Origin of the sequence: Enterococcus quebecensis (assembly GCF_001730365.1) — a bacterium.
GTDB classification, from domain to species: domain Bacteria; phylum Bacillota; class Bacilli; order Lactobacillales; family Enterococcaceae; genus Enterococcus_L; species Enterococcus_L quebecensis.
Genome location: NZ_MIKB01000001.1, coordinates 50,931 through 63,359, shown reverse-complemented (window position 1 = coordinate 63,359; position 12,429 = coordinate 50,931). Strand labels below are relative to the sequence as shown.

Here is a 12,429-nt window from a genome sequence, read left to right as displayed (position 1 = left end):
AATGGAATGAAAACAATCAGTGATTATATTGACAGCTTGTTTTTAAGCGTACCGGAAACAAGCCAAACAATACAGCTAAAAGAAGATTTACTTGCAAGCGCAGAAGACAGATACGAAGATTTAAAAAGACAAGGGAAATCTGAAAATGAAGCTATAGGTGCAGTGATTTCAGAATTTGGCTCTATTGATGAACTACTAGATGAAATGAATATAAAGCAGGAGTTTGCTGATGAGAAAGGATATGAAATCGACGAAATTACGATAGATGAATCGATTGAATTTTTAGCTATTAGACGTAAAGGTGCTACACTGATTGGATTGGGTGTGATGATGATCTTGATGGGCAGCGCTGCCTTATTTGCTTCAATTGGTGTATTGGGCGGACCTTTTGGTATAGGTTTTGGTTTACTGTTTTTCTTTATTGGTATAGCGATTGGAGTTCCGTTGTTTATTATAGCTGGAACAAGTATGATCAATTCAAATAAAAGGCTAGATGATCGTTTTATTCCTCTTCAAGTGAAAAATGAAGTGAAGACAAGAAAAGAAATTTTCCAACGTTCGTTTGTTTTTTGCATGGTTACAGGAGTAATATTGGCCATTTTATCATTGATACCGGTAGTTTTACTAACTGTATTCAATCAATCAATAGGACGAGCGCTATTGGGTGTTGGAGGCATGTTTGGAGTAGTTTCTTTTAGTGTTTTCTTCTTTATTTTTGGTGGAGTAATTATGGGTAGTTTTACTAAATTGATTGAGAATACTTATTTTATTTCAAACGAAAATGAGCTGGGGCCAAGAGCAAAAGCTGAACGCAACAGTAGGAAACCAGAATGGTTGCATACACTTGAAAAAGTTTATTGGCCCATCATTGTTGGAATCTTTTTATGCCAAGGTTTTCTCTTAGGAAATTGGGGATCAAACTGGATAATCTTTCCTGTGGGTGCAATTGCATTTGGGGTGTTGGAAAGTATTTTTAGTAGAAAAGAATAAAAAACAGTCCACTTATTTTTGATATTGTCAAAATAAGTGGACTGTTTTTTTGTAAGGTTGATTAAAAGGTTTGTTTTGTAAATATTATATCCATGGCTTTTTTCAGCGGGAAATAGACAAGGCTCACAATGACAATAGTAGTAGCAACATTGATGAAAGTTGCGGGTAATTTTGACAGAGAGCTTGCAAATGCCACATTAAAATCTGCACCAGCAAGAAGACCCATCATAGTATTTTTTACTTGTGTCATGATGATTTTTGCAATACCGGTCACAGCAGCTACAACAATGATTTTCCAGATAGTATTAATATTGTGATGGAAAAATACAATCATCAAAGCTGCTGCACCGCCTACTATAAAACTTTCTATAATAAAATAAGGAGCTTCTGCTGCAAATCCGTTTAAAACATCAAAAATAGCAAAACCCAAACCACCAGCCAAGGCACCTTTTTTATAACCAATCAAAAGAACCGCTAGTAATAAAACGGCGTTGCCTAAATGAACAAATGCGCCAGTAGGCAAAGGGATTTTAAGCATTGTACCTAGAATAGTCAATGCAGCAAATAATCCAACTAAAACAATGGAAGTCGTTGAGTTTTTTTTATACATAGAATCACTCCTTAATTATCCGTCATTCGATTTTCTGCATGATTGTATGCACCATGCCAAACATGACCAAGGAATGGATTAATTTTTTGCCCGTTTTTGATTGCTGACGCCACAAATTTTTTAGCTAGAGCTACAGCTTCAATGACAGAATATCCTTTAGCAAGACCAGCAGTTACTGCAGCAGCAAAGGTACAGCCAGCACCATGATTGTAGTCAGTTGCAAATAATTCGTTTTCTAAGGTAGTAAAATCAGATCCATCATAAAAAAGATCAATTGCTTTATCTGTTTGCAAGCGGTGACCACCTTTAATTACGACATTTTTAGGGCCCAACGCAAGAATTTTCTTGGCTGCTTCTTTCATTTGATCTATAGAAGTCAAATCACCCATTTCAGATAAAATCCCAGCTTCTACCAAGTTTGGCGTTGTAATTGTCGCTTTAGGTAAAAGTAAACGAGTCATAGCAGCGACATTTTCCGGCTGTAACAGTTCACTCGTTCCTTTACAAGCCATAACTGGATCAATGACGATATTATCCATTGAAAATTTATCAATGTAGCTTCGAGTAATTTCAATGGCCTCAATTGTACCAAGCATGCCTGTTTTCATCGCATCTAGAGAACCACCGGCAAAAATAGTTTTTAATTGCCTTTCTACCAACTCAGGCTCAATAGGAGTAACCATATGACTCCAACCTTCATCTGGATCCATTGTCACTATACTAGTTAAAGCCGAAAAACCAAACGTTCCATATTCTTCAAATGTTTTTAAATCCGCTTGAATACCTGCACCACCGCTAGAATCAGAACCAGCAACTGTCAAAACTTTTTTGATCATTCTCTAACCTCTATTCATAAATAATTTGATACATACATTGTAAAACAAACATAAGTTGACAAAAACAGCCAATTGGGTTATTTTCAGGTCATCCAATTGCTGCGAAACACGAAGAATGAAATGATTCGATGTTGAGCAGTACAAGGCGACCAAAGGGAGCGTTGATCCTTAGTTTTGAAACACGAAGAATGAAATGATTCGATGTTGAGCAGTGCAAGGCGACCAAAGAAAGCGTTGGGACCTTTCGTTAACTACCACTAAATGCCGAAAATCAGCCAGAAACAACATGCCATCAAACATCAAGAAAACAGAAAAATAAAGTTATACTACAATTAAGCTATATCAATAATAAAGAATCAATCAAAAAAACAAAAATCCAAATCAACAAATAGGAGGCAAAAAAATGTGGTCTTTAAAAAAAGAAAAAGGCGTGCCAATATACATAAGTATCATTGAACTAATCCTGTCTTATATAAAAAATGGAGAACTACTTCCCGGTGAGCGTTTACCTTCTGAAAGAAAGCTAGCAGAATTTTTCCAAGTCAATCGTTCCACCGTTGTTCATGCATTAGACGAACTTGTTTCTTTAGGTTGGATCGTTAGAAAACAAGGCAGCGGAACGATCGTCAATGAAGGGAAGTGGGGAATCACTACCACCCCAAGAACCAATTGGCGCCAATATTTACAGCAAAACGCATTTGCCAAAGTAGATCCTTTTATTGAGCAGATAGAAATGTTGCTTAAACAATCCAATGAACATGTATTAGATTTGTACACAGGAGAACTTCCATTAGATTTGATCCCCAGTTTTGCGTTTCCTCCATTAACATGGAAGCATTTTTTAGAAGAAGAACAGCAGGATGATTTAGGGTATCTCCCATTGAGGCAATCAATTAGTCGAGAGACTGAAAAAGAGTATGGCTTTTCCTTACCCCCAGAAAGTTTATTGATTACCTCTGGTGCTCAACAAGCATTATTTTTGATTCTACAAGTACTACTCCAGTCAGGCGATAGTGTAGCAATAGAAGATCCGTCTTTTCTTTATGCGTTACCGATTTTCCAAGCAGCGGGTATCCGTCTTTATGGTGTGAAAATGGATGAGGAAGGAATTTGTCTTGACTCGCTTGAAAAGATGATTCGCCAACATCGGGTAAAAATGGTTATGGTTAACCCATCGTTCCAAAATCCAACGGGTAAAACGATGTCAATGAAACGAAGAAAAGCATTAGTTAAATTATGTCAAAATTACCAAGTACCAATATTAGAAGACGACGTTTTTGGAAAATTAAATTTTATTTCATCGGATCAAATTCAGCCACTAAAAAAATTAGATCCAGAAAACGTACTTTATATCGGTTCCCTTTCAAAAATTCTTGGGTCAACTACAAAAATTGGTTGGTTAAGTGCTCCGACATCTGTAAATCAACAATTAGCTGAAGCAAGAAAGATGATGGATTTTTCATTGAGTATTTTTCCCCAGGTATTGGCGAACTTGGCATTGACTGATGAAGCCTTTTCAGCTAAAACTACTTATCTGAAGAAAAAGGTAGAAGAAAGAGGTCAGGCAGTATTCGATGTTGTCAGCAAGATAGATGGATGGGAAGTTGAAATGCCTAAAGGCGGTTTTTATTTGTGGGCAAAGTGGAAACGAGGGAGGTTACGTCAAAAAGACTGGGCAATTTTTCTACAAGAAGGACTATTAATTGCTCCAAGTTTTATTTTTAGTGAAAATCAGGATAGTATACGAATCAATTTTTCCAGAGTAGACGAAGATAAGTTGTCAATATTTGAAAAGAAAATGAAGAAAATCACGAAAAAAATTACTTTTGATTCGCATGCACTATGATAAAATAAGAATAAATGGAGGAGATTAATATGAATGAAACGATCGAATTTTTGAAAAATAGACGCAGCTATCGAGACTTTGATGAGAATTATGTCTTGCCCAATGAAGAATTGCAAGCAATAGTCGATGCCGCACGTCAAGCTCCCAGTTGGATGAATGGTCAATTTTACAGCATTATTGTTGTTAAAGATAATGTAATTCGAGAACAGCTTGTGAAATGGAATCCGGGGAATCCTCAAATCTTGAAAAGTTCGGTCTTTTTGATTTTTGTTGGTGATCTTTATCGAACAAAAATGGTGAGCAAGGCTCACGAAAGTCCTTATTTAATTGATGAAAGTATCGAGCCGATTATTTTGGCTACAACTGATGCAGCGCTAGCTTTAGAGAATGCTGTAATTGCTGCTGAAAGTTTGGGTCTGGGATCAGTTGTCGTAGGAAGTATACGGAAACATGGAAAAGAGATTAGTCAATTACTAGAATTGCCAGAACATACATTTCCATTATTTGGTTTAAGCATAGGCAAACCAACTGTAGCTATGGAAGTCAAACCACGTTTACCTGAAAAGGCTGTAGTCCATTATGATAAGTTTCAGCTATACAATTATTCTTTGATTGAGGAATACAATGAGACAATGGAAATATTTGGTGAAGCAAGAGAAACAAAACAGTGGAGCCAAAAATTCTCGGATTATTTCGCAGCTGAACCAGTAATGATTACGGATCAACTATTAGAAATGCAGGGACTTTTGAAGAAATAGCGTAAAGAATTTATAAGAAAGCTTTTTTAAGGGATCACTTTCTTCTAAGGCGATGGAATGATATACTTACTAGTGGATAAGAAAACAAATGATAAAAAGAGGTGCTTAACATGTCTTGGGAACAAGTCTATGAACAGTGGATAAATGAAGAAAATATACCAGAAAATTTAAAAAGAGAATTGAGCGATTTGAACGAAGATCCTGAAAAATGCGAGGATGCTTTTTATGCGCCATTGGAGTTTGGAACTGCCGGGATGCGAGGGATTTTAGGTGCAGGTATCAATCGAATGAATATTTTTACGATTCGTCAAGCAACAGAAGGTTTGGCTCGTTTTGTAGATGCACAAGGTGCTGAGGCAAAGCGTCGTGGGGTTGCTATTGCCTACGATTCTCGTCATATGTCTCCAGAATTTGCTATGGAAGCAGCGAAAACCTTAGCGCAACATAATATTCCTGCATTTGTTTTTGAAAGTTTACGTCCAACCCCAGAGTTGTCGTTTGCTGTTCGTTATCTAAATGCTTTTTCAGGTATTATGATTACTGCTTCTCATAACCCAGCAGCTTATAATGGCTATAAAGTTTATGGTGCTGATGGTGGACAAATGCCGCCAGCAGATGCAGATGCATTAACTAAGTATGTCCGTGAAATTGAGAATCCATTAAAAATTGATGTTTTATCGGACGATCAAGCAAAAGAGAGTGATTTGATCACAATCATTGGCGAAGAAGTTGATGCGGCCTATTTAAAAGAAGTGAAAAACGTTACGATTAATCAAGAGTTGATCGATGATATGGGGAAAGAATTAAAGCTAGTCTACACGCCATTACACGGTACAGGAAAAATGCTAGGAGAGAAGGCTTTAAAACAGGCTGGATTTGAAAAATTTGTTCTTGTACCTGAACAAGCCATTGCAGATCCTGATTTTACAACAGTTAAATCACCGAATCCAGAAGAACATTCTGCTTTTGAATATGCAATTCGTTTAGGTGAAAAAGAAGGAGCAGACCTATTGATCGCCACAGATCCAGATGCAGATCGTTTAGGAGCCGCTGTTCGTTTACCTAATGGATCGTATCAGGTTTTAACAGGTAATCAATTAGGAGCGATCATGATTCAATACATTTTAGAAGCTCATAAACAAGCAGGTACGTTACCAGAAAATGCAGTAGTGTTGAAATCAATCGTATCTAGTGAACTAGCTACAGCGATTGCAGAAAAATATAAGACAAAAATGGTAGACGTTTTAACTGGATTTAAATTTATTGCAGAAAAAATTCAACAATATGAAGAAGATCATTCACAAACTTTTATGTTTGGTTTTGAAGAAAGCTATGGTTATTTGGTGAAATCTTTCGTTCGTGATAAAGATGCAATCCAAGTATTAGTTTTATTGGCGGAAGTTGCTGCTTTTTACAAAAAACAAGGAAAAACACTTTATGATGGATTACAAGATATTTTTGAAGAATATGGCTACTATGAAGAAAAAACTATTTCAGTTACCTTGAGTGGTATTGAAGGTAGTGAAAAAATTAAAGCTTTAATGAAAAAATTCCGTGAAGAAGCGCCAACTTCATTTGCTGACATTAAAGTAACGCAAACAGAAGATTTCAAAGAATTAACACGTACATCTTCTGATGGAAAAGTCGAAAAACTAACAACACCGCCATCAGATGTGCTAAAATACTTCTTAGAAGACGGCAGTTGGATTGCAATTCGCCCATCTGGAACTGAACCAAAAATTAAATTTTATTTGGCAACAAAAGCCACTTCTCAAGTGGAAGCAAATCAAAAAATTAAGAACTTTGAACATGCAGTTAATGCATTAACAGAATAAGATAAAAGGACTGAAAAAACTAGATAGAAGGTTTATTTCAGTCCTTTCATTTGCAAAAATTATGAGGAGTGATCAAGATGAACATTGGATTTATAGGAGCTGGGCATATGGGAAGTGCCATGATTGAAGGTCTTTTAAAAGCGAAAATTGTAACACCAGAAAATTTATTCGTAAAAGGTGGATCAAGTGGTACCGCTGAAGCGTTACAAAAAAAATTCAACTTTCAATTGATTAAAGATTATAACGCATTTAAAGAATGTAAAGTTATATTTATCGCAACGGGTGCGAAAATTGTTTTAGATATTTTAAAACAAGCAGCACCATTTATGTCCAAAGGTACTATTCTTATCTCTGTTGCCACAGGACATACAGTAGAAGAAGCTCAAGCTGTTTTAGGTAAAGAAATCCATGTTGTTCACGCTATTCCGAACACACCTGTAAGTGTTAACGCTGGAATGATTGGTGCCGTTTTTGCTTCTGACATGCCAGGAGCATCAAAAGAGGAAGCAACTCGTGTATTAGAATCACTAGGAAAGATAGAAGAAGTTAGCGAGAATATTCTAGGTACTTTCGGTACAGTTGCCGGATGCAGTCCTGCTTTTGTCGATATATTTATGGAAGCTTTAGCCGATGGTGCTGTAATGGAAGGTATGCCTCGTAGTCTTTCTTATGAAGTCATTGCACAGATGATGTTAGGGTCTGCGAAATTAGCCATTGAGACTAAAAAACATCCAGGCGAATTAAAAGATGGTGTAACTTCTCCTGGTGGAAGTACGATCAAAGGTGTTGCAGCGTTGGAAAAAAATGGGTTTAGATATGCAGTGATGGATGCTGTAAAAAAAGCAAATAGTTAAATTTAACACTAATTAAAGACAAGTAATGATGTTTTATCTACTTGTCTTTTTTATAATTATGGAAATAAAATCTATCCTCATTTAAAAAATATTTGCTATAATAAGCAAGAGAAAATACGAAAGGGAGCTCAGCGATGAAAGAAAACGAAGAAATTCAAAAAGTAAGTCAGCTTTATAAAGTGTTGAGTGATCCAACTAGGTTGCGAATGTTACTTTTGCTAAAACTAGGAGAACTAAACGTGACAGCAATCGGAGAACGTTTATCGATGGAGCAGTCAGCCGTCTCCCATCAATTAAAATTATTACGAGATACTCACGTAGTAAAATCTAGACGCGAAGGTAAAACTATCTATTATACATTGGATGATCACCATGTTATAGATATCCTCAATCAGACATTTGAACATATCAAACACCAATAACTCACCTTTTCTATGACTCCCTTGGGAAATTAAAAGAAAAGGGTAGTTTTTTTTACGTTAGTTGGGTATACTAGAACCATGTTTTATTAGAATAAGATGAAATGATTCTAATTATATAGTTGGAGGAAGAAGAATGAAGGATAAGATGAAGGTGGGTTTACTCGGACTGGGAACAGTTGGATCTGGTGTGCCGACAATTTTACATGAACATCAAGAAAAAATTTCTCAGGTGACTGGGATGGAAATTAGTATTTCAAAAGCATTGGTACGTGATGAAACAGAAAAAAAACGACTAGCTGAGAAATTTGATATCCAGCTCACAACAAATATTGATGATATTATCAATGATGATGAAATTAAAATAATTGTAGAATTAATAGGAAAAGTTGAACCAGCAAAATCCTTCATTACCAAAGCCTTAGAAAATGGCAAACATATCGTAACTGCGAACAAAGATCTTTTGGCGCAACATGGTAGTGAACTTGTCGCTTTAGCACAGAAAAATCACTGTGACTTATATTATGAAGCCAGTGTAGCAGGTGGAATCCCTATTTTACGAACTATTGCCAATAGTTTGGCAGCTGACAATATTCAAAAAGTATTGGGAATCGTGAATGGAACAACAAATTATATGCTGACACAAATGGTCACTGAAAAAAAATCTTATGATCAAGCTTTAAAAGAAGCGCAAGAATTAGGTTTTGCTGAATCAGATCCGACAAATGATGTAGATGGAATCGACGCAGCATATAAGATGGTCATTTTAAGTCAGTTTGCATTTGGGATGAATATTAGATTGGATCAGGTTGATACCCGAGGGATTCGCGGATTGTCTTTAGATGATGTTGAAATGGCAGCTCAATTAGGGTACGAAGTGAAATTGATTGGTTCTTCTGAAAATCAATCAGGCAGTATAGCGGTAGAAGTCGGACCAATGCTTGTTGCTAAATCTCACCCTATTGCTTCCGTTCGTAACGAATACAATGCAGTCTTTATCGAAAGTTCAGGTGTGGGCGAATCAATGTATTACGGACCAGGAGCAGGGGCTAAACCAACTGCAACAAGTGTTGTTAGTGATATTATAACCATTGCTAAAAATATTCGTTTGGGGACTACAGGACATATGTTCAATTCCTATCAGCACGACACTAAATTAGCTGCAGATGAGACTATTTCTGGAAAATATTATTTCTCTATTGAAGTACCAGACAGACATGGTCAAATTTTAAAATTAACGCAAATAATGACAGAGGCAAATGTTAGCTTTGACCAATTAGTTCAGCAAAAATCTGATGGTACAAGAGCTAGAATCGTTGCGATTACACATACAATTACAAAAGAGCAGATGAAGCAAGTGACTAAAGAAATAAAATCAACAGATGAATTTGAATTATTAAATACATTCAAAGTATTGGAGGAGTAATGAGATGTACGAAGGACTATTAAAACAATATAAGGAATATCTACCAATTACAGACAAAACACCAATGATTTCATTAGCAGAAGGAAATACTCCGTTAATTCCATTGCATAGCTTATCAAAAGAATTAGGAATTAATCTATATGGAAAATACGAAGGATTGAATCCCACAGGATCTTTTAAAGACCGTGGTATGGTTATGGCTGTTGCCAAAGCCGTTGAAGAAGGCGCAAAAGCAATCGTCTGTGCCTCAACTGGAAACACAAGTGCTGCAGCTGCAGCTTATGCTACAAGAGCAGGCGTTAAAGCATATGTCGTAATCCCAGATGGGAAAATCGCAATGGGCAAATTAGCGCAAGCGATCATTTATGGTGCAGATATAATTTCAATACCAGGTAATTTCGATGAAGCACTGAAAGCCGTTCGAGATATTGCGAAAACTGAAGCAGTAGCTCTGGTAAACTCTGTGAATCCATATCGCTTAGAAGGCCAAAAAACAGCAGCGTTTGAAGTCTGTGAGCAACTAGGACAAGCACCTGATGTTTTAGCAATTCCAGTAGGAAACGCTGGGAATATTTCTGCTTATTGGAAAGGTTTTAAGGAATGGCATGACAAAAAAGGAACACTTTTACCAAGAATGCACGGATTTGAAGCAGAGGGAGCGGCTGCTATCGTGAAAGGCGAAGTAATCGAACAACCTGAAACAATAGCAACAGCAATTCGAATTGGAAATCCTGCTAGTTGGAAATTGGCAGAAGCAGCACGTGATGAATCCAAAGGGTTCATTGATTCTGTAACGGATGAAGAAATTTTAAACGCATACCGTAAAGTTGCGGCTCAAGACGGTGTGTTTGTTGAACCAGGTTCGGCAGCTTCTTTAGCAGGTGTAATTCAACACGTGAAGAGTGGGAAAATCAAACCAGGCGAAACGGTCGTAACTATTTTCACTGGAAATGGTCTAAAGGATCCCGACACAGCTATCAATGCAACCGATGTAAAAATTTCTAAAATGAGTGATCTAGAGGAAATGCGTATGCATTTACGTAATGGAGTGTCAGAACTATGAAAATAAGAATTCCCGCAACCAGTGCAAATTTAGGTCCGGGTTTTGACTCATGTGGTATTGCACTTTCTCAGTACTTGAGTATTGAAGTACTAGAAATTGCTGAAGAATGGGTGATTAAGCATTCTCTGGGAACGGATATCCCGAACGATAAATCCAATTTATTGATTCAAACAGCATTAAAAATCGCTCCTGATCTTACGCCTAGGGTATTGAAGATGACGTCGGATATCCCTTTAGCTCGTGGATTAGGCAGCAGTTCTAGTGTGATCGTGGGAGGTATTGAACTTGCTAACCGATTAGGAAATCTTAACTTATCTCAAAAAGATAAAGTGCAGATTGCCACTGAAATCGAAGGACATCCAGATAATGTGGCTCCAGCAATTTGTGGAGATTTTGTTGTTGCAAGTTATGTTGATGGCGAGGTTCATTCTGTGAAACATCATTTTCCGATGTGTGATGTGATTGCCTATATTCCAGATGTTCATTTGTTAACATCTGAAAGTCGTAGCGTGTTACCAGCATCTATTCCCTATAAAGAGGCAGTGCAAGCTAGCTCAATTGCGAATGTAATGATTGCTGCAATATTGAATGGCAATTTACCACTAGCAGGGGTAATGATGGAAAAAGACCGTTGGCATGAAGCCTACCGCAAAAAGCTAGTTCCGCATTTAGATCAAATTCGGAATTTAGGGCATACTGTAGGCGTATATGGTGCATTTTTGAGTGGAGCAGGTCCAACAGTTTTAATCTTATCTCCAGAAGAAAAAACAGAAAAAATGGTTCAAGAATTGGAAAAACTACCACTTTCAGCGGCGATTAATGTATTATCAATCGACAAAGAAGGTATTCAGGTGTTTTAAATAATGAAAAAAAACTAAAAGTAGTCTTACTACTTTTAGTTTTTTATTATTATTAAGCTTCAGGTGATTCTGTTGCATAATAGCTATGATCTTCCAAGTTAAGAGCATTTAAAATCATTGAAGCAGTTTCTTCTATCGAAAGTGAAGCCACGTTTATTACAACACAGCCTAGCTTTTCATAGAGGTCATTTGCAAAAGCTAACTCTTTTCTGATTTTTTCAATATCCGAATAAGAAGTATCAGCTGGTAATCCGTAAGTTCTCATCCGTTCTTTACGTATGCCGTTTAAAATATCAGGATCATTAGTTAAACCAACGATTTTTTTTGGATTTGTTTCCCAAAGCTGTTTTGGTAAATGTGCTTCTGGAATCAAAGGTAAGTTTGCTACTTTTAAATTTTTATTAGCTAAAAATAAACTAAGAGGTGTTTTTGATGTTCTGGAAACACCTAGTAATAGTACATCTGCTTCTAGGAAACCTCTAGGATCTTTGCCGTCGTCATATTTCACTGCGAATTCCATCGCTTCGATCCGTTTAAAATAGTTTTCATTTAAATGATGTAAAGCACCTGCTTCTCTAGTTGGGGCAATGCCAGTTAAGCGTTCGATTTCAGCTACGGGAGGTGTTAATATATCGAAATGATATAAATTGTGTTCCTCAAAAAAATCATTAGCAATTTTTACTAAACGCTCATTAACAATTGTATGTAAAACCATTGCGTTTTCACGTTTTGCATCTTCAAGTGCTTTTCTTAGTTTAACTTCTTCTTTGGCAAATGTTCGTCTGAATAATGAAAAATCAACGCTAGGATATTGAGCCATGGACGCTGCTGCTAATTTTGATGCTGTTTCTCCAGCTGAATCAGAGATAACAAAGATTGTTACACATTTTTTTTGTTCATCAATTGACATAATATGATTCCTTTCTTGCTTT

Annotated in this window: 12 protein-coding genes; 9 read left to right on the top strand and 3 right to left on the bottom strand. The window is 36.6% G+C overall.

Annotation, left to right across the window (positions count from 1 at the left end; all coding sequences use genetic code 11):
* The first annotated feature begins 6 nt into the window (after positions 1-6).
* A complete protein-coding gene (locus BCR23_RS00285) occupies positions 7-990 on the top strand; it encodes a permease prefix domain 1-containing protein (RefSeq protein ID WP_069633506.1) in 984 nt (327 codons plus the stop codon).
* Positions 991-1,051: 61 nt separating this feature from the next.
* Here BCR23_RS00285 and BCR23_RS00280 read toward each other — a convergent pair whose 3' ends face one another.
* Together BCR23_RS00280 and thiD are read right to left on the bottom strand one after the other, a co-directional pair.
* Positions 1,052-1,600 carry an ECF transporter S component gene (locus BCR23_RS00280; protein WP_069633505.1) on the bottom strand — a complete coding sequence of 183 codons (549 nt, stop codon included), beginning with the start codon at positions 1,598-1,600 and terminating at the stop codon, positions 1,052-1,054.
* Positions 1,601-1,611: 11 nt separating this feature from the next.
* Positions 1,612-2,436 carry a bifunctional hydroxymethylpyrimidine kinase/phosphomethylpyrimidine kinase gene (gene thiD / locus BCR23_RS00275; protein WP_069633504.1) on the bottom strand — a complete coding sequence of 275 codons (825 nt, stop codon included), beginning with the start codon at positions 2,434-2,436 and terminating at the stop codon, positions 1,612-1,614.
* A gap of 403 nt (positions 2,437-2,839) precedes the next feature.
* Here thiD and BCR23_RS00270 point away from each other — a divergent pair, with 403 nt between their 5' ends.
* From BCR23_RS00270 to thrB, 8 genes are all read left to right on the top strand, one after another.
* Positions 2,840-4,282: an aminotransferase-like domain-containing protein gene (locus BCR23_RS00270; protein ID WP_069633503.1), complete on the top strand. Its 1,443-nt coding sequence runs from the start codon at positions 2,840-2,842 to the stop codon at positions 4,280-4,282.
* A gap of 29 nt (positions 4,283-4,311) precedes the next feature.
* Complete coding sequence (locus BCR23_RS00265) at positions 4,312-5,040, top strand: nitroreductase family protein (RefSeq protein WP_069633502.1); 729 nt, start codon at positions 4,312-4,314, stop codon at positions 5,038-5,040.
* Positions 5,041-5,150: 110 nt separating this feature from the next.
* Entirely contained in the window at positions 5,151-6,875 is a 1,725-nt protein-coding gene (locus BCR23_RS00260; protein ID WP_069633501.1) for a phospho-sugar mutase, read from the top strand.
* A 77-nt stretch (positions 6,876-6,952) separates the two neighbouring features.
* Positions 6,953-7,729: a pyrroline-5-carboxylate reductase gene (gene proC / locus BCR23_RS00255; RefSeq protein WP_069633500.1), complete on the top strand. Its 777-nt coding sequence runs from the start codon at positions 6,953-6,955 to the stop codon at positions 7,727-7,729.
* Positions 7,730-7,863: 134 nt separating this feature from the next.
* Positions 7,864-8,151, top strand: coding sequence for an ArsR/SmtB family transcription factor (locus BCR23_RS00250; protein WP_069633499.1), 288 nt, complete (start codon positions 7,864-7,866; stop codon positions 8,149-8,151).
* Between the two features lie 133 nt (positions 8,152-8,284).
* The gene (locus tag BCR23_RS00245) at positions 8,285-9,574 is read left to right on the top strand and encodes a homoserine dehydrogenase (protein WP_069633498.1); all 1,290 of its coding nucleotides are present in this window, start codon (positions 8,285-8,287) and stop codon (positions 9,572-9,574) included.
* Positions 9,575-9,578: 4 nt separating this feature from the next.
* Positions 9,579-10,637, top strand: a complete 1,059-nt coding sequence (thrC, locus tag BCR23_RS00240) for a threonine synthase (RefSeq protein WP_069633497.1) — start codon at positions 9,579-9,581, stop codon at positions 10,635-10,637.
* Complete coding sequence (gene thrB, locus BCR23_RS00235; protein WP_069633496.1) at positions 10,634-11,497, top strand: homoserine kinase; 864 nt, start codon at positions 10,634-10,636, stop codon at positions 11,495-11,497. Before thrC ends, thrB begins: the two co-directional genes overlap by 4 nt.
* Positions 11,498-11,549: 52 nt before the next feature.
* Here the strand turns inward: thrB and BCR23_RS00230 are convergent, their stop codons facing one another.
* Positions 11,550-12,407, bottom strand: coding sequence for a pyruvate, water dikinase regulatory protein (locus BCR23_RS00230; RefSeq protein ID WP_069633495.1), 858 nt, complete (start codon positions 12,405-12,407; stop codon positions 11,550-11,552).
* Positions 12,408-12,429 lie beyond the last annotated feature (22 nt).

What these genes read in the sequence shown, in the direction of transcription:
- BCR23_RS00265 (WP_069633502.1), top strand. Translation starts at nt 4,312, where the DNA reads ATGAATGAAACGATCGAATTTTTGAAAAATAGACGCAGCTATCGAGAC.
- thrC (WP_069633497.1), top strand. Translation starts at nt 9,579, where the DNA reads ATGTACGAAGGACTATTAAAACAATATAAGGAATATCTACCAATTACA.
- BCR23_RS00285 (WP_069633506.1), top strand. Translation starts at nt 7, where the DNA reads ATGAAAACAATCAGTGATTATATTGACAGCTTGTTTTTAAGCGTACCG.
- BCR23_RS00260 (WP_069633501.1), top strand. Translation starts at nt 5,151, where the DNA reads ATGTCTTGGGAACAAGTCTATGAACAGTGGATAAATGAAGAAAATATA.
- thrB (WP_069633496.1), top strand. Translation starts at nt 10,634, where the DNA reads ATGAAAATAAGAATTCCCGCAACCAGTGCAAATTTAGGTCCGGGTTTT.
- proC (WP_069633500.1), top strand. Translation starts at nt 6,953, where the DNA reads ATGAACATTGGATTTATAGGAGCTGGGCATATGGGAAGTGCCATGATT.
- BCR23_RS00280 (WP_069633505.1), bottom strand. Translation starts at nt 1,600, where the DNA reads ATGTATAAAAAAAACTCAACGACTTCCATTGTTTTAGTTGGATTATTT.
- BCR23_RS00230 (WP_069633495.1), bottom strand. Translation starts at nt 12,407, where the DNA reads ATGTCAATTGATGAACAAAAAAAATGTGTAACAATCTTTGTTATCTCT.
- BCR23_RS00270 (WP_069633503.1), top strand. Translation starts at nt 2,840, where the DNA reads ATGTGGTCTTTAAAAAAAGAAAAAGGCGTGCCAATATACATAAGTATC.
- BCR23_RS00250 (WP_069633499.1), top strand. Translation starts at nt 7,864, where the DNA reads ATGAAAGAAAACGAAGAAATTCAAAAAGTAAGTCAGCTTTATAAAGTG.
- BCR23_RS00245 (WP_069633498.1), top strand. Translation starts at nt 8,285, where the DNA reads ATGAAGGATAAGATGAAGGTGGGTTTACTCGGACTGGGAACAGTTGGA.
- thiD (WP_069633504.1), bottom strand. Translation starts at nt 2,436, where the DNA reads ATGATCAAAAAAGTTTTGACAGTTGCTGGTTCTGATTCTAGCGGTGGT.